Annotated in this window: 27 protein-coding genes; 19 read left to right on the top strand and 8 right to left on the bottom strand. The window is 64.7% G+C overall.

The features are described from left to right. Positions 1–12: 12 nt before the first annotated feature. Together BXE_RS12655 and BXE_RS12650 are read left to right on the top strand one after the other, a co-directional pair. Positions 13–663 carry a BON domain-containing protein gene (locus tag BXE_RS12655; RefSeq protein ID WP_011488696.1) on the top strand — a complete coding sequence of 217 codons (651 nt, stop codon included), beginning with the start codon at positions 13–15 and terminating at the stop codon, positions 661–663. Positions 664–802: 139 nt separating this feature from the next. Next, a complete protein-coding gene (locus BXE_RS12650; RefSeq protein WP_011488695.1) occupies positions 803–1,048 on the top strand; it encodes a hypothetical protein in 246 nt (81 codons plus the stop codon). Positions 1,049–1,337: 289 nt separating this feature from the next. On the opposite strand, the gene adhP is transcribed toward BXE_RS12650, so the two are convergent. Beyond that, on the bottom strand, positions 1,338–2,363 hold the full coding sequence (adhP, locus tag BXE_RS12645; protein ID WP_011488694.1) for an alcohol dehydrogenase AdhP: 1,026 nt from the start codon (positions 2,361–2,363) through the stop codon (positions 1,338–1,340). Between the two features lie 331 nt (positions 2,364–2,694). Between adhP and BXE_RS12640 the strand changes: the two genes are divergently transcribed. Then, complete coding sequence (locus BXE_RS12640) at positions 2,695–3,384, top strand: CBS domain-containing protein (protein ID WP_011488693.1); 690 nt, start codon at positions 2,695–2,697, stop codon at positions 3,382–3,384. Positions 3,385–3,426: 42 nt separating this feature from the next. Continuing rightward, entirely contained in the window at positions 3,427–3,903 is a 477-nt protein-coding gene (locus tag BXE_RS12635; RefSeq protein ID WP_233518781.1) for a phasin family protein, read from the top strand. A 116-nt stretch (positions 3,904–4,019) separates the two neighbouring features. On the opposite strand, the gene arcC is transcribed toward BXE_RS12635, so the two are convergent. From arcC to arcD, 4 genes are read right to left on the bottom strand one after another with little or no spacing between them, the layout of a single operon-like run. Then, on the bottom strand, positions 4,020–4,931 hold the full coding sequence (arcC, locus tag BXE_RS12630; RefSeq protein ID WP_011488691.1) for a carbamate kinase: 912 nt from the start codon (positions 4,929–4,931) through the stop codon (positions 4,020–4,022). Between the two features lie 10 nt (positions 4,932–4,941). After that, positions 4,942–5,940, bottom strand: coding sequence for an ornithine carbamoyltransferase (gene argF, locus BXE_RS12625; protein WP_011488690.1), 999 nt, complete (start codon positions 5,938–5,940; stop codon positions 4,942–4,944). A gap of 36 nt (positions 5,941–5,976) precedes the next feature. Further along, entirely contained in the window at positions 5,977–7,194 is a 1,218-nt protein-coding gene (locus BXE_RS12620) for an arginine deiminase (protein WP_007181532.1), read from the bottom strand. Positions 7,195–7,219: 25 nt separating this feature from the next. Then, positions 7,220–8,701, bottom strand: coding sequence for an arginine-ornithine antiporter (gene arcD / locus BXE_RS12615; protein WP_011488689.1), 1,482 nt, complete (start codon positions 8,699–8,701; stop codon positions 7,220–7,222). Positions 8,702–8,947: 246 nt separating this feature from the next. Between arcD and atpD the strand changes: the two genes are divergently transcribed. Genes atpD through BXE_RS12570 form a run of 9 tightly spaced genes read left to right on the top strand, consistent with a single transcriptional unit; the run spans position 8,948 to position 15,574 of the window. Then, complete coding sequence (gene atpD, locus BXE_RS12610; protein WP_011488687.1) at positions 8,948–10,438, top strand: F0F1 ATP synthase subunit beta; 1,491 nt, start codon at positions 8,948–8,950, stop codon at positions 10,436–10,438. Then, positions 10,435–10,890, top strand: coding sequence for a F0F1 ATP synthase subunit epsilon (locus BXE_RS12605; RefSeq protein WP_011488686.1), 456 nt, complete (start codon positions 10,435–10,437; stop codon positions 10,888–10,890). Before atpD ends, BXE_RS12605 begins: the two co-directional genes overlap by 4 nt. After that, complete coding sequence (locus BXE_RS12600; RefSeq protein WP_011488685.1) at positions 10,890–11,207, top strand: AtpZ/AtpI family protein; 318 nt, start codon at positions 10,890–10,892, stop codon at positions 11,205–11,207. The genes BXE_RS12605 and BXE_RS12600 overlap by 1 nt, the downstream gene beginning before the upstream one ends. Then, complete coding sequence (locus BXE_RS12595; RefSeq protein WP_081435522.1) at positions 11,200–11,493, top strand: ATP synthase subunit I; 294 nt, start codon at positions 11,200–11,202, stop codon at positions 11,491–11,493. The genes BXE_RS12600 and BXE_RS12595 overlap by 8 nt, the downstream gene beginning before the upstream one ends. Further along, positions 11,490–12,185 (top strand): F0F1 ATP synthase subunit A, encoded by a 696-nt coding sequence (locus BXE_RS12590; RefSeq protein WP_011488684.1) that lies wholly within the window; start codon positions 11,490–11,492, stop codon positions 12,183–12,185. Before BXE_RS12595 ends, BXE_RS12590 begins: the two co-directional genes overlap by 4 nt. Beyond that, entirely contained in the window at positions 12,182–12,430 is a 249-nt protein-coding gene (locus BXE_RS12585) for a F0F1 ATP synthase subunit C (protein WP_007181539.1), read from the top strand. Before BXE_RS12590 ends, BXE_RS12585 begins: the two co-directional genes overlap by 4 nt. A 9-nt stretch (positions 12,431–12,439) precedes the next feature. Next, a complete protein-coding gene (locus BXE_RS12580) occupies positions 12,440–13,189 on the top strand; it encodes a F0F1 ATP synthase subunit delta (protein ID WP_011488683.1) in 750 nt (249 codons plus the stop codon). After that, positions 13,167–14,723, top strand: a complete 1,557-nt coding sequence (locus BXE_RS12575; RefSeq protein ID WP_038457824.1) for a F0F1 ATP synthase subunit alpha — start codon at positions 13,167–13,169, stop codon at positions 14,721–14,723. The genes BXE_RS12580 and BXE_RS12575 overlap by 23 nt, the downstream gene beginning before the upstream one ends. Then, the gene (locus tag BXE_RS12570) at positions 14,720–15,574 is read left to right on the top strand and encodes a F0F1 ATP synthase subunit gamma (protein WP_011488681.1); all 855 of its coding nucleotides are present in this window, start codon (positions 14,720–14,722) and stop codon (positions 15,572–15,574) included. Before BXE_RS12575 ends, BXE_RS12570 begins: the two co-directional genes overlap by 4 nt. 36 nt (positions 15,575–15,610) lie before the next feature. Here BXE_RS12570 and BXE_RS12565 read toward each other — a convergent pair whose 3' ends face one another. Continuing rightward, on the bottom strand, positions 15,611–18,496 hold the full coding sequence (locus BXE_RS12565) for an ATP-dependent Clp protease ATP-binding subunit (protein WP_011488680.1): 2,886 nt from the start codon (positions 18,494–18,496) through the stop codon (positions 15,611–15,613). Between the two features lie 369 nt (positions 18,497–18,865). Here BXE_RS12565 and BXE_RS12560 point away from each other — a divergent pair, with 369 nt between their 5' ends. Then, entirely contained in the window at positions 18,866–19,342 is a 477-nt protein-coding gene (locus tag BXE_RS12560) for a universal stress protein (RefSeq protein ID WP_038458756.1), read from the top strand. A gap of 235 nt (positions 19,343–19,577) precedes the next feature. Here BXE_RS12560 and BXE_RS46510 read toward each other — a convergent pair whose 3' ends face one another. Then, positions 19,578–19,748, bottom strand: coding sequence for a hypothetical protein (locus tag BXE_RS46510; protein WP_158340951.1), 171 nt, complete (start codon positions 19,746–19,748; stop codon positions 19,578–19,580). A gap of 320 nt (positions 19,749–20,068) precedes the next feature. On the opposite strand from BXE_RS46510, the gene BXE_RS12555 reads away from it, so the two are divergent. The 3 genes from BXE_RS12555 (at position 20,069) to BXE_RS12545 (ending at position 22,492) form a co-directional block, all read left to right on the top strand. Continuing rightward, complete coding sequence (locus tag BXE_RS12555; protein ID WP_011488677.1) at positions 20,069–21,022, top strand: universal stress protein; 954 nt, start codon at positions 20,069–20,071, stop codon at positions 21,020–21,022. 133 nt (positions 21,023–21,155) lie between these two features. Beyond that, positions 21,156–21,632, top strand: a complete 477-nt coding sequence (locus BXE_RS12550) for a carboxypeptidase-like regulatory domain-containing protein (RefSeq protein WP_011488676.1) — start codon at positions 21,156–21,158, stop codon at positions 21,630–21,632. Positions 21,633–21,841: 209 nt separating this feature from the next. Beyond that, positions 21,842–22,492, top strand: a complete 651-nt coding sequence (locus tag BXE_RS12545) for a BON domain-containing protein (RefSeq protein WP_011488675.1) — start codon at positions 21,842–21,844, stop codon at positions 22,490–22,492. Between the two features lie 309 nt (positions 22,493–22,801). Here BXE_RS12545 and BXE_RS12535 read toward each other — a convergent pair whose 3' ends face one another. Beyond that, positions 22,802–23,383, bottom strand: coding sequence for a lipocalin family protein (locus BXE_RS12535; RefSeq protein ID WP_011488673.1), 582 nt, complete (start codon positions 23,381–23,383; stop codon positions 22,802–22,804). Positions 23,384–23,748: 365 nt separating this feature from the next. Here BXE_RS12535 and BXE_RS12530 point away from each other — a divergent pair, with 365 nt between their 5' ends. Further along, entirely contained in the window at positions 23,749–24,759 is a 1,011-nt protein-coding gene (locus BXE_RS12530) for a hypothetical protein (RefSeq protein WP_011488672.1), read from the top strand. Next, positions 24,756–24,899, top strand: coding sequence for a ChaB family protein (locus BXE_RS44235; RefSeq protein ID WP_011488671.1), 144 nt, complete (start codon positions 24,756–24,758; stop codon positions 24,897–24,899). The genes BXE_RS12530 and BXE_RS44235 overlap by 4 nt, the downstream gene beginning before the upstream one ends. Positions 24,900–24,903 lie beyond the last annotated feature (4 nt).

The raw sequence follows: 24,903 nt of genomic DNA, 5'->3' as shown, positions 1-24,903 counted from the left end.
AAGGAGCACGCAATGAAGTCGGACATGGAATTGAAGCAGCAGGTCGAAGACGAACTGGCTTGGGATCCGGCAGTCGACGCTACGGACATCGGCGTCGAAGTGCATAACCGTGTCGTCACGCTATCGGGGCATCCCGTCAGCTACGCGGAGAAGCTTGCGGCGGAAAAAGCCGCGCAGCGTGTGGCAGGCGTGAAGGCCGTCGTGGTGGAACTGAACGTGCGCCTGCTGCATTCAGATGTGCGAACCGACGAGGAACTCGCCAACGCCGTTCGCTCCATCATGCGCTGGACCGTAGGTTTGAGCGAGGACGCGGTCAAGGTGCAGGTCGAGAAAGGCTGGGTGACATTGAGCGGCGAGGTCGACTGGGCTTATCAGAGCCATGTCGCCACACGCACGATTTCACATATGCGCGGTGTGACCGGGGTTTCGAACCTCATCCGGATCGGCGGCAAAGTGGCCGCGCTGGATATCGGCGAAGAGATCGGCAAGGCGCTGCGACGCCACGCCGAACGCGAAGCGAAGCACATCAGCGTGAAGGTGCACGAAGGAACGGTCACGCTGACGGGCACGGTCGACTCGATGGCGGAGCGCTCGGCCGCGCGCGGCGCGGCATGGTCGACGCCGGGTGTTCATGCGGTGATCGACAATCTGACGGTGGGATAGACATGCTTGCCCGGCGGCGACCGGACGGGCACCGTACATGCGGCGCCTGCCATGCCCGGCAGATTGGACCACGCGGGACGATGCAGGCGCGCCGAAGACGTCTGATGGGATGGACGGCGCATCAACCAAGGAGCGACTCATGACGATCTCGGGTAGCGTGGGCGACGGCGACTGGTCGGTCGCCGCAACCACGCATCGCACAACGGGTGGCTACGACTGCTCGATCAAGCTCAGCCACCACACGCCGGACGGAATTTTCAACCACGAGTTCAGGCACAGCAGCGTGTTTCCGACGGAACGCGAAGCCGTGTTGGCCGGTTTGCGCGAGGGCATGGAATGGCTGCGTCTCAAGATGTCCAATACGCTGTCGGTTCAGTCACGGTGATGTTCTGCCGGGGTTCCGCCGGGCCTGAGTGCTGAGCGATTTCCGTCAGGCGCGCGCTTCTTTCTCCGCTGTTTCTTTTCAATCCCCTCGCAAGCGTCTCAATCGCTTCGTGCTTCGTGGCGTGCTTCGCGGCCTGTTCATCGTTTCTTCACGCTTCGCCTGCACAACGTCGACCGGGGCAAGCATTCACCAGAACGTCATGGGAAGAGGCCTCAAACGAAAAAGGCGCGAGCCGCTCAGGCGCTCGCGCCGCTTTCTCTTTCGTCGACTCTGCCGCTCGCCCGCTTGCTCAATCGAGATTCAGAACGATGCGTCCATCCACTTTCCCGCTCTTCAATTCGGCGAGAACATGGTTGATATTGTCCAGCCGGTCGAGATGGATTCGGGCACGCACACGGCCCTGTGCGGCGAATTCGAGTGATTCCTGCAAGTCCTGGCGCGTGCCGACAATGGAGCCGCGCACGGTAATGCCGTTGAGCACGGTCGAGAAGATCGGCAGCGGAAAGTCGCCCGGCGGCAGACCGTTCAGCGCAACGGTGCCGCCGCGGCGCACCATGCCCAGCGCCTGAGCGAAGGCGCTGCGCGATACGGCGGTGACGAGCACGCCGTGCGTTCCGCCGATTTCCTTCTGGATCGCCGCCGCGGGGTCGCACTCCGAAGCGTTGAACGCAAGCGTTGCGCCGAGTTCGCGGGCAAGAGCCAGCTTGTCCTCCGAGATATCGACGGCCACCACGCGCAGGCCCATCGCAATGGCATATTGAACCGCGACATGGCCGAGGCCGCCGATCCCCGAAATCGTGATCCATTGACCCGGCCGCGCGTCCGTCATGCGGATGCCTTTGTACACCGTCACGCCCGCGCACAGAATCGGGGCGATATCTTCGAACGAGACGGCCGCGGGCAGATGACCGACGAAGTTCGGGTCGGCCACCACGTATTCGGCGTAAGCGCCGTTGACCGAGTAGCCCGTATTCTGCTGTTCCTGGCACAGCGTTTCCCAACCGCCCAGGCAATGCTCGCAGTGACCGCAGGCGGTATAAAGCCACGGCACGCCGACGCGATCGCCTTCCTTGACATGCTTGACACCTTCGCCGACGGCAGCGACATAGCCCACGCCTTCGTGACCGGGAATGAAGGGCAGGGTGGGCTTGACCGGCCAGTCGCCGTCGGCCGCGTGCAGGTCCGTGTGACAGACGCCGGACGCCTTGATGTTCACCAGAATCTGGCCGCGCCCCACCTGCGGGACGGGAACCTCTTCGATACGCAGCGGAGCGCCGAATTCGTGAACGACAGCAGCTTTCATTAGTTGGGCCATAACTTTTCTCCGGACGTTGATGACGTGGCGACCAGTATCTCCTTCACCGATACGGGGCGGTTGACCTGGGTCATCCAGGACCCATGCGCGCTTCTTCATTCGACAGCAGACGGCCCGTGCCGGGTTGATATGAGTCAAGCGCGAGGGTTCTGTCGCCGCGCACGGATCGGCGGATGCATGCAACGGCCTTCGGGATGATCCACGTCAAACGGAAGGGCGTCGCACCGGCCTAATCTGAAATCACCCGGGGGCTTGCCGGCGTTCCGAGACTGACGGCCGGGACGTGCCGGTCCCACGAATTCAATGATCCTAACTGTCCAGGAGGCTTACCATGCGCGCATCCGATGTCATGATCACCAACGTTATATCGGTCACACCCGACATGACCGTGAGAGAGGTCGCCAGAATTTTCGTCGACAACGGCATCAGCGGCGCACCGGTTCTGGATCCGGAGGGCCATATCGCCGGCATGATCAGCGAAGGCGATCTGCTTCGCCGCACCGAAATCGGCACCGACGAGCGCAAGCCGAGTTCATGGCTCGACGTCTGGTCCGCGAGCCATGAAGCGAGGGATTACATCAAGACTCATGCGGTGAAAGTGCGCGACGTGATGACCCCCGATGTGGTGACGGTTCAGCCCGACACGCCGCTCGGTGAAGTGGCCAGCATTCTCGAGACGCGGCGCATCAAGCGTGTGCCGGTAACGCAGGCGGGGCGGGTGGTGGGCATCGTGAGCCGCGCCAATCTCGTGCAGGCGCTGGCCAGCGTGCCGGACGAACCGGCATCGGACGTCACGCTCTCGGACGCCGAGATCCGCGCGATGTTGATGGGCGAACTGGCGGGCCGTAAATGGAGCTTTGCCGGCCGCAATATCGTCGTCACCGACGGAGTCGTGCATCTGTGGGGCGTATTCCATGCGATGGAAGCCGTCGACGCGGTTCGGGTGGCGGCGCAAAACATCCCCGGCGTCAAACGGGTGGAGGATCACACCGAGCCGTATCCGGTGATGCCGGGCATCTAGCAGACAAGCGGCCGACGCGGGTCGGCAATCAACTTTGGAGGCATGATGGCTCAGATCATTTCCGGGCAATGGTTCAATACGGAAAGCGCCGGCTTCGGCCAGTTGTGCGGCATCACCACCCGGAGCATGGAGGCGTTCGAGCGGCTTACGGCTTTGAACCTGCAGGCAATCCGGTTCGGGATTGCCGAAACGCAGGAGGTGGTTGCCCGGGCATGTGCGGCGGGCAATCTGCCGGAGATTCTGTGTCTACCCACGTTGCTTGCGCCTGCGGGGGCCGCTCAGGCGCTTTCGTACAGCCGGCAGTTCTTCGAGATCCTGTCGGACCTTCAGCCGGATCTCGCGGTGCCGCCGGTTGGCGCGGTCCGGCAACGGCATGCTGCGGGCAGCGTGGCTACCCAGTCGGCCGTGCCTGCAGGCTCGGCAGCCGGTTCGGCGACGACATCCACGACAACCACGGCAACCGAACGCGAGAAAAAGTCGGCGGACAGAAAGGCAATCCAGCCGATGCACACCGAGTAGCGGCCTTCCGTCGAAGCTGGTCTGAGTCGATATTGTAAGAGCGTCACCAGGCCGTTCGCGGAGGTTCTTCCGCGAACGGCTTAGTGGCGAAGGCTCACTGCATTACGACGGTGCTGTCACGGGCTGATCTGCGTGCCCGCCGTGCCGGCCGCCATCGCCTCGATATTCTCGAGCGAGCCGATCACCGCGCGTTTGCCGGTGCGTGTAACGAAGTCGCACGCCGCTTCGACCTTGGGACCCATCGAGCCGGCGGGAAATGCAAGCGACCTCAATTCCGCTACCGATATCTCCCGCAGCGCACGCTGCGTCGGCGAATGCCAGTCCGCATAGACCGCATCCACGTCGGTCGCGATCAGCAGCAGATCGGCGCCGACATCGGCGGCGAGCAGCGCGCTGCACAGATCCTTGTCGATTACGGCCTCGATACCCGTGCGGGTTTGGCCGTCCGCCGCCAGCGTGACCGGAATGCCTCCGCCGCCGGCCGCGATCACGATCACGTCGTGCTCCACGAGCCATTCAACCGGTTTCAGCGCCGCAATGCGCTGTGGCTTCGGCGAAGCAACGACGCGCCTGAAGTCCGTCCCGTCCGGCGCAATGCTCCAGCCGTTGCGCTGCGCCAGCGCTTCGGCCTGCGCCTTCGTATAGACGGGGCCGATCGGTTTGGTCGGGTGCGCGAAGGCGGGGTCGTGTGCGTCCACCTCGACACGCGTGAGCAAGGTCGCGACGTGGCGAGTGGCGGGCAATGCGTTGGCCAGTTCCTGTTCGAGCAGATAGCCGATCATGCCTTCCGATTCGGCGTCGAGCACGTCGAGCGGTGCGGTGTTTTCCGCGCCGCCGGCGGCGGCCGCCTGCAAGGCGAGCAGTCCGACCTGAGGACCGTTGCCGTGCGCGACCACCAGCTGGTTGCCGTCGGCCAGCAGCGCGATCTGCTTCGCGGCACGGCGGATATTGTCGAGCTGGCGCGCCATCGTCATCGGTTCGCCGCGGCGCAGCAGCGCGTTGCCGCCCAGCGCTATCAGAATGCGCATGGTGAGCGCCTCAAGCGAGGGTTGCCACAAGCACGGCCTTGATCGTGTGCATGCGGTTCTCAGCCTGGGAAAAGACGATCGACGCATCCGATTCGAACACCTCGTCGCTGACTTCGAGTTCGGACATGCCGAAATGCTCGTGGACCATCCGGCCGGTGTCGGTGTCGAGATTGTGATAGGCGGGCAGGCAGTGCATGAAGCGGGTGCGCGGGTTGCCGGTCGCTTTCATCAGCGCGGCGTTGACCTGATAGGGGCGCAGGAGATCGATTCGCGGGCCCCACGCTTCGACGGGCTCGCCCATCGACACCCAGACATCCGTGTAGACGAAGTCGACGCCGCTCACCGCCTCATGCGGATCCTCGACGATCGTCACGCTGGCGCCGGTGCGCTCGGCGAGAAGCCGCATTTGCGCTACCAGTTCGTCGTGCGGCCACAATTCGCGCGGCGCCGCGATGCGCACGTCCATGCCCATTTGCACCCCGCCGATCAGCAGCGAATTGCCCATGTTGAAGCGGGCGTCGCCGAGGTAGCAGAACGATAGCTCGTGCAACGGTTTCTCGCCGAATTCCTGCATGGTGAGCAGGTCGGCGAGTACCTGGGTGGGGTGGAATTCGTCGGTGAGTCCGTTCCAGACCGGAACATGCGAATAGGTCGCGAGATCCTCGACCACGCTCTGATGAAACCCGCGGTATTCGATACCGTCATAGAGCCGTCCGAGTACCCGCGCGGTGTCCTTGAGCGACTCCTTGCGGCCGAGCTGCGAACTCGCGGAGTCGATGTAGGTGACGTGGCCGCCCTGGTCGTGCACGGCGACCTCGAATGCGCAACGCGTGCGCGTCGAGGTCTTTTCGAAAATCAATGCGACGTTCTTGCCGTTGAGCCGCGGGACTTCGTTGCCGGCGTACTTGGCGCGCTTCAGCTCGGAGGCGAGGTCGAGCAGAAAGCGGATGTCGCGCGGCGCGAAGTCCTGCATGTTGAGCAGACTGCGATTGCGTAGATTGAAAGCCATGAGCGGATTCTCCAAAGGTGCGACGCGCGCTTCGCGTCAGAGGGGGGCGCGTTCGATCGGGCAGGTCATGCAATGGCCGCCGCCGCGCCCGCGGCCCAGTTCGCCGCTCGGGATCGTAATGACTTCCACGCCTGCCTTGCGCAGAAGCGTGTTGGTGTACACATTGCGGTTGTAGGCCACGACGATGCCCGGCGCGAGCGCGATCACGTTGTTGCCGTCGTCCCATTGCTCGCGCTCGGATTCCCACGTATCGCCGCCGGTGGCGACGGTGCGCAGCGTCCCGATACCCAGCGCCTGCGCGACCACGTCCAGAAACGGCGCGCTTTCGGCCCGCACGTCGAGCTGACCGGGCTGCTTGCCGGGGCGCAAACTCGTGCAACGGATGGCATCCACCACCTCGGGGAAGATCGTGACCAGGTCGCGATCGCAGAAGGTGAACACCGTGTCGAGGTGCATCGCGCCGCGCGAGCGCGGCAACTGCGCAGCAATCACCTGCTTGACCGATTCGCCGGCGAACAGGGCCCGCGCGAGCTGCGCGACGCCTTGCGGCGAACTGCGCTCGCCCATGCCGATCAGCACGACGTCACGCGACAGCGGCATGACATCGCCGCCTTCGAGCGTCGCGCCGCCGTGGTCCGTTTCCGGGCCGCCCCACCACACGCGTGTTCCGCTGCTGAACAGCGGATGGAAGCGGTAGATGGCGGTGGCGAGCAGCGTCTCCTGTCGCCGTGCCGGCCAGTACATCGATCCGAGCACGACGCCGTCGTTGATCCAGCAACTGCTGTCGCGCGTGAAGAGCGTGTTGGGCAGCGGCGGCAGAATGAATCCCGAGGGCGGCGTGCATTGCGCGAGCAGGCCGTCGGCCTCGAACGGCAATTCGGCGCGAACGATCCCGCCGATCAGGCGTGTGGCGAGTTCGCCCGGCTCCATCTCCTGGAGCCAGGGCCTGAGTTGCGCCGCCAGTTCCGCATCCACGGTGCCGGGCGCAAGCTTGTGTTCGAGCACCCAGTCGCGCGCCTCGCGGCCTTGCAGGATGTCGGCCAGCAGATCGTGCATTTCCAGCACGTCGACGCCGTGCTCCTGCATCGTGCTGACGAATGCGTAATGGTCGTTCTTTGCCTGCGATACCCACAGCACGTCATCGAACAGCAGGTCGCGGCAATTGGCCGGTGTCAGGCGCGCCTGGGCAAGTCCCGGGCGGCAGACCATGACCTTGCGCAGCGTGCCTATTTCGGAATAGACGCCGAATGTCATTGAGTTTCTCCTGAAGAGCGGCGGCTTACAAACCGAGCGCGCCGGTGGAAAGCAGCCATGCCGCCACGGCGGCGAGGATGAGCAGAGCCGCGAGGATCACCGCTTCGAACGGCTTGAACAGACGTGCGCCGCGTTCGCGTTTCGCCCAGCCGTACAGCAGCACGCCGGGCGCGTAGAGCAGAGCGGAGAGCAGCAGATACTTGGGGCCGGCGGCATACAGCAGCCAGCAGCAATAAACGGTTGCGGCCGCGCCGATCAGCATGTCGCGGGTGCGCGCGCCTTCCGCCGGCGCGTAACCTTCGCCGCGCATGGCGATGCCAGTCGCGTAGACAGCGGAGAACAGATACGGGATCAGGATCATCGAAGTCGCAAGCGAAATCAGCGCCTGATAGGTCGCGTTGGAGACGAGCGTGATGATCAGGAACAGTTGCACCAGTCCGTTGGTCACCCAGAGTGCATTGGCCGGTACGCCGTGACTGTTTTCGCGCGCCAGAAACTTCGGCATGACGCCGCCGTTCGCCGGCGTGAAGAGTGTTTCCGCCGCCAGCAGGGTCCACGCCAGCAACGCACCGCCCACCGAGACCAGCAGGCCGATACTGATGAGCACCGCGCCCCAGGCACCGACGGCCTTGTCGAGCACGCCGGCCATCGAGGGGTTCTTCATCGCGGCGAGCTCGCCTTGCGGCACGATACCGAGCGACAGCAGGGAGACCGCCATCAGCAGGAGCAGGACCACCACGAAGCCGAGCAGCGTGGCGCGCCCGATATCCTCGCGCCGCTGCGCGCGGGCCGAGAACACGCTGGCGCCTTCGATACCGATGAACACCCACACGGTGATCAGCATGGTGCTTTTGACTTGCGTGAAGACGCTGCCGAGCTTCGCGTTGCCCCAGAAGTCCTGAGCGATCACATGGCTTCTGAAGGCGATGGCCGCGAGCACGATGAACAGCAGCAGCGGGATCACCTTGGCGACCGTGGTGATCGCGTTGAGCACCGCTGCGCTGCGCACGCCGCGCAGGATCACGGCATGCATGATCCATAGCGCGATGGACGCGCCCAGCACGGCCGCGGGCGTGTTGCCGTCGCCGAATATGGGAAAGAAGTAGCCGAGCGTGCCGAACACGATGACGAGATAGCCGACATTGCCGATCCACGCGCTGACCCAGTAGCCCCAGGCCGAATTGAAGCCGACGAACTCGCCGGCACTGGCGCGCGCATAAGCGTAGATGCCGTTGTCGAGTTCAGGCTTGCGGGTTGTCAGCGTCTGATAGACAAACGCAAGCATCAACATGCCGACGCCGGTGATCAGCCAGCCGATCAGCACGGCGGCGGCGCCCGCGCCGGATGCCATGTTCTGCGGCAGGGAGAAGACGCCGCTGCCGATCATCGAACCGATCACCAGCGCGGTGAGCAGGCCGAGCCGCAATGGCTTCGCTACCGCGCTGCCAGTCTGGCCGGCCGGCGTTGGAACGGATGGTGCCGAAAATGAATCTGCCAGGTTCTTCATGACGGACCTCACTGTTTTTTAGATAGGTGGATTAGGTCACTTCATGAAGGCTCGGCAGTTGATCTGGATCAGTCCGTGCAAGGTCGCATGTCCGCGCACCGGTGTGTCCGGCGCAAGGGCGGACAGCCTGTTCGCGGCCAAGGTATTTCTCGCCTCTATCTCTCGGACATTTGATGAAAATCAGTTTTGTGGAGCATTCCAGGCATATCTTCTGGCTGTTCATACCTTGCCGCGGAAGCCCCAACCATGCCGAGTCATTCAGCAGCAGCGTTTTCAGCAACTCCGTCGGCTGCACGGGATGGCTACGTTGTTGCCGTGCGCGGCGCGATCGTCGACGTCAGGTTCGAGCGTGATGCGCTGCCCGCCGTCGGCGATGCGCTCGTCGTCACGCCTGACGATCTCGCGCCGGTGCTCGCCGAGGTCCAGGCGCATCTGAGCGAAACAATGGTGCGCGCACTGGCCTTGCAGACCACGGCCGGGTTGCGGCGCGGCACGCGCGTGCAGGCCCCCGGCGGTCCGATTGAAACGCCGGTCGGCGAAGCGGTGCTCGGCCGGCTGCTCGACGTAACCGGTGCGACGCGCGACGACGGCCCGGCGCTTCCCGCGCAGATCGAGCGTCGCCCGATTCATCGCGCGGCGCCGCCGCTGGCGTCGCTCAAGGGCACCAGTACGCTGTTCTCGACCGGCATCAAGGTGATCGATCTGCTCGCGCCGCTCGCCCAGGGCGGCAAGGCGGCCATGTTCGGCGGCGCCGGAGTCGGCAAGACCGTGCTGGTGATGGAACTGATTCATGCAGTGGTCGAGCGTTACGAAGGTATCTCGGTGTTCGCCGGTGTCGGCGAACGCTCGCGCGAAGGTCACGAGATGCTGCTCGACATGCGGACCTCCGGCGTATTGCCGCGCACCGTACTGGTTTACGGACAGATGAACGAGCCGCCGGGCGCACGCTGGCGGGTGCCGTTCACGGCGCTGACGATTGCCGAATACTTTCGCGACGAACGTCGGCAGAACGTCCTGTTGCTGATGGATAACGTGTTTCGCTTCGTGCAGGCTGGCGCCGAAGTGTCGGGTCTGCTCGGGCGCATGCCGTCGCGAGTCGGCTACCAACCCACGCTGGCGACCGAAGTCGCGAGTTTGCAGGAACGCATCGTGTCCGTGGGCGGTGTGTCGGTGACGGCGATCGAGGCGGTGTACGTGCCCGCCGACGACTTCACCGACCCCGCCGTGACCGCGATTGCGGCGCACCTGGACAGCATGGTCGTGCTGTCCCGCTCGATGGCGGCCGAAGGCATGTATCCCGCCGTCGATCCGATTGCGTCGTCGTCGATCCTGCTCGATCCGCTGGTGGTGGGCGAAGAACATGCGGCGGTCGCAACCGAAGTGCGCCGCATCATCGAGCATTACCGTGAGTTGCAGGATGTGATCTCGTTGCTGGGCGTGGAAGAACTGGGCGCCGAGGACCGCGCACTGGTCGGCCGCGCGCGCCGCCTGCAGCGCTTTCTGACCCAGCCGTTCGCAGTCACCGAGGCGTTCACGGGCGAGCCCGGCCGCTCGGTCGCGCTCGCCGATACGATCGCCGGCTGTAAAGCGATTCTCGCGGGCGAGTGCGATACGTGGCAGGAGAGTTCGTTGTACATGATCGGCACACTCGATGAAGGGCGCCAAAGGGAGGCGGCCGCCGCGCAGCAGAGCACCGCGCAACAGGCTGCTCCCGCTGAAAAGGAGCCGGCGGCATGAGCAAGGATGCCTTGAGGCTCACCATCGCGACGCCGTCGCGAGTCTGGTTCGACGCTGTCGAAATCGTCTCGTTGCGGGCGGAAGACGCAAGCGGTTCGTTCGGCATCCGTATTGGTCATGCCGATTTCGTCACGCAGCTGACGTCGTCGGTGGTCCGCTGGACGGGTACGGACAACGTGTTGCGCTACTGCGCGGTGAACGGCGGCGTGCTGCTGGTGTCGGGCGGCGCGACGGTGTCCATCGCGTGCCGCGAAGCGATTCCGGGCGATTCGCTGGAAGGCCTCGAAGCGATCGTGCGCAGCCGTCACGCCGACGAAGACGAGGCAGCGCGGCGCGCCCGCGTCGACCAGATGCGACTGCATGCGCGCGCGGTGCGTCAGATGCTGCGCTATTTGCGGCCGCGAGCCGGGGCCGATGGCGCAAATCCGGCCGGCACGGGAGCAACGCTGTAATGAGCACACCGCAGCGCGACGAGCGCAGCTCTCGTGAGGACAAGCTGGCCGGCGCGGCCCAGCAGGCCGCGGAACGCGCGGCGCGCGGGCGGGCGGAGCCGGAGCCCTCGCTCGGCACCCGGCTCGGCCAGATCGGCATTCTCGGCTGGGCCATCGTGGTGCCGACACTGCTCGGGCTGGCGTTGGGACACTGGCTCGACCGCACCTTCGGTACGCGGGTATTTTTCTCGGCGCCGCTTCTCATGGTGGGGGCAGCGCTCGGCTTCTGGTCCGCATGGAAATGGATGCATCGTCAACAGGGAGCACATCGTGAATAGTCCGCTGGCATGGCCGCTAGCGCCGCTCGCCGCCCAGCTCGTGATCGGACTCGCGCTCGGCGTGGTTGCGGGCACGTGGCATTTCCTTTCGCTGCGCTGGAACTGGCCGTTGTTCACGGCTGGCAAGACAGTCGCGGCGCTGGCGCTGCAAATCGCGCGCATCGCGCTGACCTGTGCGTTGCTGTTCGTGCTCGTACGCGTGGGCGCGCTGGCGCTGCTGGCAGGGATGGCGGGCGTGCTGCTCACACGCAGGATCGCGCTACGGCGTTACGGACGTCTGTCATGACCGAATCACCGCTTACCATCGCGCCGCTTCTGCAGCTTGGCCCGGTTCCGATCACCGGGCCCGTGCTGATCACCTGGGGCATCATGGCCATCGTCACCGCCGGGGCTGTCGTGCTGAGCCGAAGACTCTCGCTTGCGCCCGGCAAGACGCAAACCGCGCTAGAACTGCTCGTCGAGACGATCGACCAGCAGATTCGCGACACCATGCAAACCGAGGCCGCAACGTATCGCGCGCTGATCGGCACGCTGTTCGTCTTCGTGCTGGTCGCCAACTGGTGCGCGCTGGTGCCGGGCGTCACGCCGCCTACCGCGCACCTCGAAACCGATGCCGCGCTCGCGCTGATCGTGCTCGGCGCCACGATCTTTTACGGCGTTCGCAGCCGCGGCGCGACGGGCTATCTCGCGTCGTTCGCGGAGCCGAGCTGGGTGATGATTCCGCTGAACGTCGTCGAGCAGATCACGCGCACGTTCTCACTGGTGGTGCGCCTGTTCGGCAACGTCATGAGCGGCGTGTTCGTGATCGGCATTCTGCTGTCGCTCGCCGGCCTGCTCGTGCCGATTCCGCTGATGGCGCTGGATCTGCTCACGGGCGCGGTTCAGGCCTACATCTTTGCTGTTCTCTCGATGGTCTTCATCGGCGCCGCGATCGGCGATCCGCACCATGTCAGTGTCAAAAAGGGCGAAGTCTCATGAATAACCTTATCGAAGTCGTCAGTATCGCCGCGGCAGCGTTTGCCGTCTCGTTCGGCGCGATCGGGCCGGCGCTCGCCGAAGGCCGTGCGGTCGCCGCGGCAATGGACGCGATCGCGCGGCAGCCGGATTCGGCAGGCACCGTGTCGCGCACGCTGTTCGTCGGGCTGGCCATGATCGAGACGATGGCGATCTATTGTCTCGTGATCGCCTTGCTGCTGCTGTTTGCCAACCCGTTTGCGAAATAGGCGGACGCCATGCGAATTGACTGGTGGACACTCGCGCTTCAGACCATCAATGCACTGGTGCTGATATGGCTGCTCGCGCGTTTCCTGTTCCGCCCGGTCGCTGGCATCATCGCTGAACGTCAGAAGACGGCGCAGGCCCTGATCGCCGATGCCGAGGCGGCGAAGCTCGTCGCAGTGCAGGAGCGCGACAAGGCGACCCAGGAAACGCAGCAGCTCGCGGCGGCGCACGGCGAAGCCATGAAAGCCGTCGCCACGGAGGCCGCGGCGCAGAAGCAGGCGCTTTTAAACGCTGCCCAGGCCGAAGCGGACGCGTTGCGAGCCGCAGCGAAAGGCGAAGCCGCGGGAGCGCGCGCCGAGCAGGACAAGCTCGCGTCTGAACGGGCCAGCCGGCTTGCCGTGGATATCGCCGCCAAGCTGCTCGACAGGTTGCCGGAGAGCATGCGCGTGAGCGGTTTTGTCGACGGCCTTGCCGAGGGAATCGCACGGCTTCCGGAAAGCGCGCGCGCCGGGTTCTGGGAGGACGGCGCGGTGCCGCTACTCGCCGCGCCGCGAGCGTTGAGCCCGCAGGAACAGGACCAGTGCCGCGCAATGCTGGCAACGTGCATGAAGCGCGAGGTGCCGGTCAACTTCGAAGTGGATCCGCAACTGATAGCCGGCCTCGAACTGCGCTCGCCGCATGCCGTGGTGCGCAATAGCTTCGGCGCGGAACTCGTTCGCATCAAGGAGGCGCTGCTCGATGACAGTCATGCTGCCAGCTGAAATGAGCGATGACGCCTGGCTCGCGGCACAGCGCAAGGTGCTGGCCCGCACGGCGCCCGCGCCTTATGCCGACACGCTCGGCCGCGTGGAGCGGATCGGCGACGGTATCGCGTTCGTTTCGGGACTGGCCGATGCGGCGCTCGACGAACTGCTGCGCTTCGAAAGCGGCGCGAGCGGTTTCGTGCACACGCTGGAAGCCGATCTGATGAGCGTCGTGCTGCTGGACGACGGCGCCACGGTCGAAGCCGGCGCGCGCGTGACCCGCACCGGCGCGGTGATCGAGGTGCCGGTCGGCGAAGGCCTGCTCGGGCGCGTGATCGACCCGCTAGGCCGGCCACTCGATCGCGACGAGCCGGTGGCGACGGTGAAGCGCATGCCGATCGAGCGGCCCGCGCCGGCGATCATCGATCGCGATCTGGTCAGCGAGCCTGTCGAAACCGGCGTGCTGATCGTCGACGCGCTTTTCGCCGTGGGCCGCGGACAGCGCGAGCTGATCATCGGCGATCGTGCAACCGGCAAGACCGCCCTGGCCCTCGACGCGATCGTCAACCAGAAGCACTCGGACATGATCTGCATCTATGTGGCGATCGGCCAGCGCTCGACGGCCGTGCAGCAGGTGATCGAATCCGTGCGCCGCTACGGCGCGCCCGAGCGCTGCGTGTTCGTGGTGGCGCCGGCGGCTTCGGCGGCCGGATTGCAATGGATCGCGCCGTTCGCGGGCGTCACGATCGCCGAGTACTTTCGCGACCGCGGGCAGCACGCGCTGGTCGTCATCGACGATCTCACCAAGCATGCCGCGACCCATCGGGAGCTGGCACTGCTCACACGCGAGCCGCCAGGCCGCGAGGCCTATCCCGGCGACATCTTCTACGTTCACGCGAGATTGCTCGAACGCGCGGCGAAACTGTCGGCCAAGCTCGGCGGCGGCTCGTTGACGGCATTGCCGATCGCGGAGACCGACGCGGGCAATCTGTCCGCCTATATCCCGACCAATCTGATTTCCATCACGGACGGCCAGATCGTGCTGGATGCCGCGCTATTTGCGGCGAACCAGCGTCCCGCGGTGGATGTCGGGCTGAGCGTGAGCCGGGTGGGCGGCAAGGCGCAGCATCCCGCGTTGCGCGAGGTGTCGGGCCGCTTGCGGCTCGACTACGCGCAGTTCCTGGAGCTCGAGATGTTCAGCCGCTTCGGCGGCCTGACGGATGCTCACGTCGCGGGCAAGATAGCCCGTGGCGAACGCATCCGGGCATTGATCGCGCAACCACGATTCAGGCCGCTGCGCACGGTCGATGAAATCGCGCTGCTTGCCGCACTGGCGGAGGGCGTGTTCGATGCCGCGCCGCCGGCCATTGCCACTGAGGCGCGGGCTCAGCTCGCCGAACAACTGCTGGGCGCAGGCATGGCAGCCGGCTGGATGGATGCGCCGTTGGACCCCGCCACGCAGGCCGCGCTCGTCACGACGGTGCGCGAGATCGTGCAGCGCCTGACGCTGGAAGCGGCGAATGTCCCTGCCCGGACCGGGAGCGGAAAATGAGCGGCAGACTCGCGGAAATCGAAGCGCGTACCGCCACCGCGCGCCAACTGGACGCCGTGATCGGCGCCATGCGCGGCATTGCCGCGGCTCGCTCGCGAGAAGCGCAGCGGCGGCTGCCCGGTATCCGCTCGTCGGCCGCGACCGTGGGGGCCGCGATCGGCGCCGTGCTCGCCTATGGCAGAGGGGCGCAGGCACCTTCGGCCGAGCCGGATCATGGCGTGCGGATCGTGATCGCGCTGTGCTCGGAGCAGGGCTTCGTCGGCTCGTTCAACGAGCAGGTGCTGGACTATGTACGGACTCGCGTCGATAGCGCACGGTGCGAGCTGCTGCTCGTCGGCACGCGCGGCGAGATGGCGGCCAGCGAGCGCCGCCTTGCGCTCGCATGGAGTTCCCCCGCGGTTTCCCACGCCGACGAAGTGCCGTCTCTGGCCAACCGCATTACGGATGCGCTCTACGCGCGTCTCGGCCTGCGCGCGGTAGATCAAGTCTCGATCATCCATGCGCTGCCGGGCGGCGGCGCCGCCTCTGGCAAGATGGTCGAGCACCGGTTGATACCGTTTGATTTTTCGCGCTTTCAGGTGGCGCGGCGCGCTGTGCCGCCGCTGCTCACATTGCCGGTCGAACGTTTGCTTCCCGGTCTCGTCGAGGAATATGTGTTCGTCGAGATCTGCGAAGCATTGATGCTCTCGTTCGCCGCGGAAAACGAAGCGAGGGTGAACGCGATGCTGGCCGCGCGCACCAATGTGCGGGATACGCTCGAAGAACTGACGCAGAGCTATCGCCGGGTCCGTCAGGACGAAATCACCGACGATATCGCAGAGCTGGCCGCAGCCACCACGCAGCCGGTCTAGCGGAGCGCCGGGCGGTCGTGCCCGGCGCCCCCCGCTTTATCCCGCGGCGTGGTCGCCGCCGTCCGTGTTGCCGCGCTTGCGCGCCGGGCTGGCACGCTTGCGCGCGGGTTTCGCGGCCGGTCCGGCGTCAGCCGCACCATTGCCGGCTTCCGGGTCTTTCTGGTCTTGCTGCTGCGTTGTGCCGGCGAGCTCCTGCTGCGGTGCTTCGCCCAGTTCGAACACCGTATCGTCCGCGAGCGGATCGAACCGGCACACCACGCGGTTGCCCTCGCGGACCGCGCCGTCGAGCATCTGCTTTGCCAGCGGATTCTCGATGACCTGGCGGATGCGCCGCCGCAACTCACGCGCGCCATATTCGGGCCGGTAAGCCTCCTTCGCCAGTTGATCGACGATACTGTCGTCGAACACGATGTCGATATCCTGACTCTTCGCGATGTGCGCGACCTTGTCGAGTTGCAGGCGCACGATCGAACGGATCTGGTCGGCGTTCAGCGATTCGAAAATGATGATCTCGTCGATACGGTTCAGGAACTCGGGCCGGAAATGGGACCGCAGCACCGTCATCACACCTTCGCGCACGCCGTCCGGCTGGCGGTCCTTGCGGGCGCCCTTGTCGGCGGCGAGGTCGTTGTCCGCGGCGATGAAGCCGGGACGCTTGCGCGGCGTGCCCATGATGACGTCGGAGGCGAGATTGCTGGTCGCAATGATCAGCGTATTGGCGAAGTCGATGACGCGGCCCTTGCCGTCGGTCAGGCGGCCGTCGTCGAATACCTGGAGCAGCACGTTGTAGACGTCCGGATGCGCCTTTTCGATTTCGTCGAGCAGAATCACGCTATGCGGACGCCGCCGCACGCGCTCGGTCAGCTGGCCGCCTTCGTCGTAGCCGACATAGCCGGGCGGCGCGCCGATCAGTCGCGCCACCGCGTGCCGCTCCATGTACTCGCTCATGTCGATACGCACAATGGCGTCCTCGTCGCCGAATACGACTTCGGCGAGCGCCTTGGCCAGTTCGGTCTTGCCGACGCCGGTCGGGCCGAGGAACAGAAACACGGCGAGCGGCTGATGGCGGGCCTGCAAACCCGCGCGGCTTCGCCGCACCGCATCGCTTACCGCGCTGATCGCTTCTTCCTGGCCGATCACGCGCCGGTGCAGGCGGTCCTCCATTTGCAGCAGTCTGGTTTTCTCTTCCTGCGTCAGGTCGGCAACCGGAATGCCCGTCATCTTCGCGACGATTTCGGCGACCAGCGTACGGGTCACCTCCGCGGTGCTCGTACTCACGCGCCGCTTCCATGCCTGGGTCGCGTCGTCGAGCCGGGTTTGCTTGCCGGACAGTTGCTCTCCGAGCGCCGTGGCCCGTTCGAACTGTTTGTGCGACGCCGCGTATTCCTGTTCGCGCCGGATCTGGGCGATTTCCGATTCGAGTTCCAGCACCTCCGCCGGGCGCGATGTGGACGACAGATGCTCGCGCGCGGCCGCCTGGTCGATCAGGTCGACGGCCTTGTCCGGCAGGAAGCGGCCCGTGACGTAGCGGTCGGACAGTTCGGCGGCGGCGACGCACGCTTCATCCAGGATCGTGACCTTGTGGTGCGCTTCCAGACGGTCGCGCAGCCCGCGCAGAATGCCGATGGTCTGCTCCACGCTCGGCTCGCCGACCAGCACGGGCTGGAAGCGCCGTTCCAGCGCGGCGTCTTTCTCGATGTACTTCTGGTACTCGGCGAGCGTGGTCGCGCCGATCAGGTTGAGCTCGCCGCGCGCCATCGGCGGCTTGAACACGTTGGCAATATCCAGGCCGCCTTCGCCGCCGCCCTGGCCCGCGCCGACGATGGTGTGCACTTCATCGACGAAGAGGACCAGCTGATCCTTGTGCGCGGCGATTTCGTCCATCACCTGCCTGACGCGTTCCTCGAATTCGCCGCGGTATTTCGAGCCCGCGACCAGCGAGTTGACATTGAGTTCGATCAGGCGTTTTTCGCGCAGCGTTTCCGGCACGTCGCCGCTGATCATGCGCTGCGCGAGGCCCTCGACAATCGCGGTCTTGCCGACGCCGGGCTCGCCGATCAGCACGGGGTTGTTCTTCTTGCGGCGGGCCAGCACCTCGACGAGCGTCTCGGTTTCCTTCGATCGTCCAATCACCGGATCGAGCTTGCCTTCACGGGCGAGCCGCGTGACGTCGCGGCTGTATTTGTCGAGCTGCGGCGTGTTGCTGGGCGCCTGTGCGGCTTCTTCCTGGCCGGCCTGTTTCAACGTCTGCTGACGCAACTGGTGAGACGACAGGCCATACTTCATCAACAGATCGCCGGCAAAACTGTCGGTGACTTCGGCGAGGCCGGTGAGAATATGTTCGGGCCCGACGTAGTTCTGTCCGAATTCGCGCGACGCGATAACCGCGCGTTCAAGCGCACTCTTCAGGCGCGGCGAAACGGAAATCTCGCCTTGCGGCGCTTTCGACGTGGCGTGTCCTTTGGGCGCGTTTGCTTCGATATGCTTCTGAAGGTCGCTGGCGGAGATCTTCAGCGCCGACAGAATGCGCTGTACTGCTTCGCTTTCGACGAGTTCATAGAGCACGTGTTCGGTGTCCACTTCGTGACGGCCGAATTGCACGGCGCGTTCGGCGGCGCGTTGCAGTATTTCCTTCGCCTGGTCGCTGAAATGCTGTTGCAGGTCGACGCCTTTGCTGACCGGGCCGTCGTGGCGCGTGGCGGCGGGTTCGGGGCCGGAGCCGTCCATACCCGAGTCCAGCAATCCCTCGAACAGGCCGCCCCGAAACAGCGATTCGAGCGGCGACACCTGCCGTTGATGCCGCGTGAGCTGCGCGTAGTGATAGTCGCAAACATCGAGTTGCCTTCTGCGGCCGCCCTGAATGACCGCGACCCGGATGGTCGCCGGTCTGACACCGCAAAGTTCGCAAAGATGTTCCGCCATGTCGTATCTCCCGAATGTACCGATGTTGGAAAAGCAGGCCAGCGGGAAGGTGACTGTCGTGCTGCCCGCCGCCTGTCGATCGGGTCATTGTGGGCGCAGGCCCGCACGAGTCGTTGAGCTCGATCAAGCGTTGGCCCGGTGTGAGCGCGGGGTTTCGTCGCCGGCTCGCGACGTGAGGCGCCGCGCAGCGTGATGCGCGCGGGCGGCCGATGTTTGCGCGCGAGACCTCGCTTCCCCGGCTCGTCGTGCGATTGCTTGACGCAGGTCAGGTGCGTGGAGCCATTCGCGCCGATGATCCAGCTAATCTGCCGCGATGAGCAGTATCAGGACGTCGGGCGGGGTGTCCGCAACGTCTGCGAGGAGCGGATCATGTATCAGAAGATCGTCGTGGCGCTGGATGGCAGCGAGTCGTCCCGATGGGCGCTGTATGAAGCGCTGCAATTTGCGCAGCTCACGCAAGCGCGGCTGCATGCGGTGTATGTCGTCCATCCGTGGTGTGCGTCCCGTTACGCGGGCTATTTCAATCCCGACCAGCTTCGTGACGTGCTGCGTGAAGACGGCCGGCTCGCCCTCGATGAGGCGCGCCGGGCGATGGCCGAGCGTGGCGTGCCCGGCGATACCGAGATCGAGGAAACGGAGAGTGCGGCGGACGATATCCCGCACTGTCTCGCCCGTTGCGTGCAGCGCCAGGGCGCGGGTCTGGTGGTGATGGGCACGCAAGGCCGGCATGGCATAGGGCGGCTGCTACAGGGCAGCGTCGCGGAAACGTTCCTGCGGGGCGCGCACGTTCCGGTGCTGCTGGTCAGGTGCCCACGCGATCAGGACGAGATACCGGAAGGGCTGTAAGGGCCGGTCAGCAGCGCCCGTTGCAATGCTCATGCAGTCACGTGGGACTGAAGCCGACAGTTTGTGTGACGTGCGAATCACGTCAACGAGATCGAGTGGCGCCGTGCCCCCATGCCTGCAAAGACGCTCGCGCTCCACGATCGGCCGCAGTTCGTCGAAGACCGACCGATGGCCTTAGTCGACAGTCAGGACAACCGGCCGTGGCGGCAGCGTCACGGAAGGATCGCGCAGCAGTTCACGACGTTTCGCAGCGGACCACCTGATAGCCGCGTTCCTTCAGGAATCTTAATTGTGCCTCGAAGGTCGCGACGCGGACCGTCATGGAATCGTTCACGGTCGCGGCAAAGCGGTGGTAGACCAGGATCGGCACGCGGATGGACGGCGTCTGCGCGTGTGCGCCGGGCATGAACGTCCTTTTTTGGTGGCATTGTTCGCTGGAGGCGATTCGTCGCGATGCACGACGCAATCCCTCTGTCTCAGCCAGCATAGGGGCCGCCCGGAGGGACGATTGATCCGGGTCAAATGCACGCGACGAGGATGGCTCGATAACGCAACGGCGACGCAACGGCGACGCAACGGCGTCCGCTCCTTCGCGCGGCAGCGATAATACCACCCGGGCAGCGGTGGCAGCGACTTGACGTGCATCAACGAGCCAAAGAGCCGTGCGCAGAGAATCAGATCTCGATGTCAGCAGGGCGAACACCACGCCCTCATGGAGACCCGATCATGAGCACAACACCCGTCGGTGGTAACGTCACTCGCACAATTCAACGGATACTCGTGGCCGTCGATACTTCGCCGGAGTCGGCGCGCGCGGTGGCCTACGTGTGCCACCTGGCTCTACCGGGTGCCCGGATCCGCATTGTGAGCGTCGCGGAAAATCCTCGTGTGCTCCTGCCGCTCGGATCGAAGACGGATGCCGAACTGCAGCTTGCGCGCGCCGAACTCGCCCACGATGCGGACGAAGCCGTGGCGCACGCCGGGAAAATATTCGCGGATGCCGGTATCGACGTGGAGTCGGGCATCACGGCAATTTCAAGGGAAGGTGGCTACACGGCAAACGCATTGATCGATGCCGCGGCCGAATGGAAGGCGGATCTGCTCGTCATGGGCGCGCGCCAGCATCACGGCATGTTGCGCTGGGTCGAAGGAACGGTGTCGGAATATGTCACGACCGAGGCACCCTGTTCGATTCTCGTGGTGCCTGCCAGCTACGAAGCGGAGATCCGCACATCGCCGCGCCGGATCCTGTTCGCCCTGGACGGAAGCGCCGCTTCGCTCGACGCGTTGCACTTCGGGCTGCAACTCGCCACACCCAAGTCCCGTCTTCGTGCGATCTACGTGATAGATCGTGCCGTCCGGCTGACCGATATCGTGCCGATCAGCGTGCTCGAGCAGGCGTTCGTCGAAGAAGGAAAGGTGATTCTGGAGGCGGCAGCGACGGTCTTTGCCGAATTCCCGAATCGCGCTGAAACCGAGGCTGTCGAAACGGCGCCGTCACGCGACGACGTGGCGCACGCAATCGTCCGCGACGCGCAACAGTGGCGGGCGGATCTGATTGTCGTGGGCACTCACGGGCGGCGCGGCATCGCGCGCTGGTTTCTCGGCAGCGTGGCCGCCCGCACCGCGCGTCTTGCCGGCACGCCGTTGCTGCTGGCGCGGCCTCGCCCCGAGGAATGAAACGGCCGGCGGACACCGGTCGAACATCGGCTGAACACACTTTGCGCGTATTGCGCCATGTGAACGGGAGGAGCGGCCGAAACGCCGGCACGGAGCGCCTCCAGACGTTCACGAACCTGGAGATCTCTTCGTTATGCCATTCATCAATCCACGCTTGCTGCGTATCGGTATCGCATCCGTGTTTCTCGCGATGAGCGCGGCGCTCGCCGCGCAAACGCTGCCGGAGCCGGTCAGCCGCGATGGCGTGTTGTACATGACAGGCGGAATCGGCGAGGACGACGCGAAAGCATTTCGCGCGCTTGCACCTCGCTACAGCCTGCGCATGACGTTGACCGCGCCCGCGGGCAACTACCTCTCCGATGTGGACGTGACGATCGCGAGCGCGTCGGGCCATGCCATTCTCGACACCCGTACCGAAGGCCCGTTCCTGTTCGTGATGCTTCCGGCCGGACGTTATCGTATCGTCGCGCATGCCGGGCGCACGGCGTTCGCGAAGACGGTAGACGTGCCGCGTCGCGGCGGGCTGGATCTGCACATCGTCTTGCAGGAGCGCTCCGCCGGCGACGCGCTGATGAACTGTCCGCATTGCCGCGCGTCGATGCACAGTTAGAGCGAACCGTGATCCATTGCGGCGCGAGACGTCGTGAAGCGTCGCATGGCCTTTGACCTCGATCAATCGCATCAGGCCGGGTAGCAATAGTCTGGGTACGTGGCGCTTTTGCGGCGGAACACGATTGGTCCGCCGCAATGGTCGCCGCGCTCAATCAGTTTGCGGCCGTGGTCCGTCGCGTTGCAAGGTCAAGCCGGAGGAGAAATTCCATGAAGTCGGACAGTCAACTGAAGCAGGAAGTCGAGGACGAACTGAGGCACAGTCCGGCCGTCGACGCAAACGGAATTGGCGTTGCAGTGGTCGATGGCATCGTGACGATCAGCGGACACGTTCCGGACTACGCAACGAAAGTCGCCGCCGAAAAATGCGCGATGAGAATCGCCGGCGTCGTGGCGGTGGTCGTCGCGATCGACGTGAAGCTGCAGGAGTCGGAGCGGCGTACCGACGAGGACATCGCCTTGAACGTGCGCGTCGTCCTCGACTGGATCGCGGGCCTCGAAGACCATGCGATCAAAATCAAGGTCGAGAAGGGCTGGGTGACATTGAGCGGCGAAGTCGAGGACGGTTATCGCAGCCACATCGCCGAGAAAAACGTCGTTCATATGCGCGGCGTGACGGGCGTGACAAACGAAATCAAAATCCGTGGCTCGGCTTCCCCGGTCGACATCGAGTACAGCATCCGCAAAGCCATTCAGCGCCATACCGATCGCGAGCTGAAGCACGTGGGCGTCGACGTCGAAGACGGCAAGGTAACCCTGTCGGGGCGACTCAGCTCGGTGATCGAGCGTTCCATCGTGACGGGGGCAGCGCGCTCGACGCCCGGCGTGAAGGCCGTGGTCGATCGTCTGGTGGTGGGTTGACGGCGTAGCCTCGCCGTCGCGGGGTTCATTGCCGCCGTTGCCGATTGTCCCGCAGGAAGGCGAGGTCTTCGTCCGTCTCCAGATACGTCGGGCTTGCGATCTTGCGGCGTACGCGCGCCGAACGTTCGGACGGCGTATCGGCGCGAGCTCGCGGCGCTCTGCACGCGTATTCGGACAATCCGGGTGCGTCCTGATGCGGCGCAGACATCGCGTCAGCACGATTATCAAGTGCCGTGCCGGCTTCGGTTGCCGCGTGCCTAGGCAGGGTTGTCATGCGCGTTCCCGGCTGGTTCCGTTGCCGCGCAACGCTCATTGAAAGCCGGGTTGGCCGATTTGCCCGGCGGTTTGCGGAACCCGGCGTAGCCGGTCAGTGTTGAAGCCCATAGTGGCAAGCCGGGCGAGCATGCCGGCGTAAGTGGCATCGTCCATTACCGGCTCGCGCGCGAGTACCCACAGCATGTTGCCGTCGGCCATGCAGCGGATCGTGTAGCGATAGTCGGGGTCCACATAGGCGGTGACGACCACCACTTCGAATGGCCAGATCAATCCCACTCGCCATTTCGTGTTGCCGGTTCCGGACATCACCTTCGCCACGAACTGGCTTCCGGTGGCCGGCTGATCGAAACCGTGACGACGGCCGAGATATTTGTCGTCGATGCTTCCGTCGTTGCGCAACGTCCACTCGTCATAGCTGCCCACATAATCGGACTCGCTCAGGAACGGCGTGTCCGCGATGACGTACCAGCGTCCCATGTACCGTTCGAGGTCGAGTGGCGGCCCTGCCACACATGCCGACTGGGATGCTTGTGCTTGCGGCGGGACCGCCTGATCGTGCGCGCATCCTGCGAGGAAGATGGCGAGCGAGGCGATGCACGCAATTGACTTGTGCATAAGGATTATCCGATTGGCCCGGCGTGCTGGGCTACGTTCGCAACACACGTGATGATTCTGATTATTCAACCGCGTATTCAACCGCGATTGTCAGCGATGCAATTGATGTGAGTCAACCGTACGTCGAAGCCGCGCAGGCCGATGTTCGGCGGATCGAATGCGATGGTGCGTCGTCATGTCTGCGATGGTGCGTGGTGGCCCGCCGGATTGAGCCATGTCAAAGTGGCGGATAAGCCGGCGAATAGAGTGAACCGGAGCGCTGTCAGCGGATAGAAACCTGCGGGTCCACAATGCTGACATCGGGGCTGTATTCTGACCATCGCGGATCTGCTTTCTGGCGACGCTAGCCGGTACGGTGACAGGGCATGAAACATTTCGATGTGTTCAATGGCGATGCCGACGGAATCTGCGCACTGCATCAGTTGCGCTTATGGAAGCCATTGAGGTCGGTGTTGATCACCGGCGTCAAGCGCGACGTGGCGCTGCTTGCCCGCGTTCCGCCTGGGGCAGGCATCTCGGTGACTGTGCTGGACATCTCTCTGGACTCCAATCGGGTAGCCTTGCTTGCATTGCTTCGACATGGCGCCGAAGTGGAGTACTTCGATCACCACTTCTCGGGAGCTGTTCCTGAAGCGCCCAATCTGAAGCCATATATCGACACGACGCCTGAAGTTTGTACGAGCCTGCTCGTGGATCGTCATATCGGAGGACAACACCGGCTTTGGGCGATCGTCGGCGCCTATGGCGACAACCTCCTGCACGCGGCCGGCACACTTGCCGCGAAATGCGCGCTTCAATCCGGGCAAGCCGGACAGTTGCGCGAACTGGGAGAGGCGATCAATTACAACGCCTATGGGGAGAGTGAGGCGGATCTTCTGATCCCGCCTGCCAGGCTTTACAACACTGTGCGCCCTTACTCCAACCCATTCGATTTCCTCGCAAACGAGCCGATTGCGCGCGCGCTGTGCAACGCACTGCGCCGGGACATGGAACGGGCCTTGAGTTTGTCGGCCGACAGTGTTCTCGCGGACGGAAAGATCTATGTACTGCCAGATGAACCGTGGGCACGACGGGTGCGCGGCGCGTTCGGCAACTTTCTGGCGACGGGTTCTCCTGATCGTGCTCACGCCGTGCTGAGCCAGAGCGCTCACGGAGAATACACGGTGAGCGTGCGTGCTCCGCTCGCCCATCCTTATGGCGCGGCCGACCTGTGCAGGCAGTTCGCAGCCGGCGGCGGGCGCGAGGCTGCCGCGGGGATCGGGCGGCTTCCGCATGATCGTCTGGGCGAATTCACCCTCGCATTTGAAAAGGCTTTCGCTGACGGCTCGCAGGCTCAGGGTCCTTCCGCCCAGGCTGTGCGACCCTCCGCGCAGTGAGGACTGGCGAACGTTGGGGCAGGCTGGTTGCGGCGCACTCCGAGGATGCGCGCTGTGAGGAAATTGCCCATCGCATTGCCTGGGCCGCGGTGAAGCGGTCCTACGTCAAATACGGCGATAGCTGGGTTCTGCCGGAATGAGGCC

The sequence above is a fragment of the Paraburkholderia xenovorans LB400 genome (genome assembly GCF_000013645.1).
Taxonomy (GTDB): Bacteria; Pseudomonadota; Gammaproteobacteria; order Burkholderiales; family Burkholderiaceae; genus Paraburkholderia; species Paraburkholderia xenovorans.
Note: the sequence above shows the minus strand (reverse complement) of the source record. Positions and strands in the feature narration are given on the sequence as shown.

Bases quoted from the DNA above. Each gene is read 5' to 3' on its own strand.
- BXE_RS12635 (WP_233518781.1), top strand. From the start codon at position 3,427: ATGATGGCTCAGATCATTTCCGGGCAATGGTTCAATACGGAAAGCGCC.
- BXE_RS12650 (WP_011488695.1), top strand. From the start codon at position 803: ATGACGATCTCGGGTAGCGTGGGCGACGGCGACTGGTCGGTCGCCGCA.
- BXE_RS12545 (WP_011488675.1), top strand. From the start codon at position 21,842: ATGAAGTCGGACAGTCAACTGAAGCAGGAAGTCGAGGACGAACTGAGG.
- BXE_RS12550 (WP_011488676.1), top strand. From the start codon at position 21,156: ATGCCATTCATCAATCCACGCTTGCTGCGTATCGGTATCGCATCCGTG.
- BXE_RS12555 (WP_011488677.1), top strand. From the start codon at position 20,069: ATGAGCACAACACCCGTCGGTGGTAACGTCACTCGCACAATTCAACGG.
- BXE_RS12575 (WP_038457824.1), top strand. From the start codon at position 13,167: ATGACAGTCATGCTGCCAGCTGAAATGAGCGATGACGCCTGGCTCGCG.
- BXE_RS12585 (WP_007181539.1), top strand. From the start codon at position 12,182: ATGAATAACCTTATCGAAGTCGTCAGTATCGCCGCGGCAGCGTTTGCC.
- BXE_RS12570 (WP_011488681.1), top strand. From the start codon at position 14,720: ATGAGCGGCAGACTCGCGGAAATCGAAGCGCGTACCGCCACCGCGCGC.
- BXE_RS12580 (WP_011488683.1), top strand. From the start codon at position 12,440: ATGCGAATTGACTGGTGGACACTCGCGCTTCAGACCATCAATGCACTG.
- BXE_RS12530 (WP_011488672.1), top strand. From the start codon at position 23,749: ATGAAACATTTCGATGTGTTCAATGGCGATGCCGACGGAATCTGCGCA.
- BXE_RS12605 (WP_011488686.1), top strand. From the start codon at position 10,435: ATGAGCAAGGATGCCTTGAGGCTCACCATCGCGACGCCGTCGCGAGTC.
- arcD (WP_011488689.1), bottom strand. From the start codon at position 8,701: ATGAAGAACCTGGCAGATTCATTTTCGGCACCATCCGTTCCAACGCCG.
- BXE_RS12565 (WP_011488680.1), bottom strand. From the start codon at position 18,496: ATGGCGGAACATCTTTGCGAACTTTGCGGTGTCAGACCGGCGACCATC.
- BXE_RS12620 (WP_007181532.1), bottom strand. From the start codon at position 7,194: ATGACATTCGGCGTCTATTCCGAAATAGGCACGCTGCGCAAGGTCATG.
- BXE_RS12560 (WP_038458756.1), top strand. From the start codon at position 18,866: ATGTATCAGAAGATCGTCGTGGCGCTGGATGGCAGCGAGTCGTCCCGA.
- arcC (WP_011488691.1), bottom strand. From the start codon at position 4,931: ATGCGCATTCTGATAGCGCTGGGCGGCAACGCGCTGCTGCGCCGCGGC.
- BXE_RS12600 (WP_011488685.1), top strand. From the start codon at position 10,890: ATGAGCACACCGCAGCGCGACGAGCGCAGCTCTCGTGAGGACAAGCTG.
- argF (WP_011488690.1), bottom strand. From the start codon at position 5,940: ATGGCTTTCAATCTACGCAATCGCAGTCTGCTCAACATGCAGGACTTC.
- BXE_RS12640 (WP_011488693.1), top strand. From the start codon at position 2,695: ATGCGCGCATCCGATGTCATGATCACCAACGTTATATCGGTCACACCC.
- BXE_RS12590 (WP_011488684.1), top strand. From the start codon at position 11,490: ATGACCGAATCACCGCTTACCATCGCGCCGCTTCTGCAGCTTGGCCCG.
- BXE_RS12655 (WP_011488696.1), top strand. From the start codon at position 13: ATGAAGTCGGACATGGAATTGAAGCAGCAGGTCGAAGACGAACTGGCT.
- BXE_RS46510 (WP_158340951.1), bottom strand. From the start codon at position 19,748: ATGCCCGGCGCACACGCGCAGACGCCGTCCATCCGCGTGCCGATCCTG.
- BXE_RS12535 (WP_011488673.1), bottom strand. From the start codon at position 23,383: ATGCACAAGTCAATTGCGTGCATCGCCTCGCTCGCCATCTTCCTCGCA.
- atpD (WP_011488687.1), top strand. From the start codon at position 8,948: ATGCCGAGTCATTCAGCAGCAGCGTTTTCAGCAACTCCGTCGGCTGCA.
- adhP (WP_011488694.1), bottom strand. From the start codon at position 2,363: ATGGCCCAACTAATGAAAGCTGCTGTCGTTCACGAATTCGGCGCTCCG.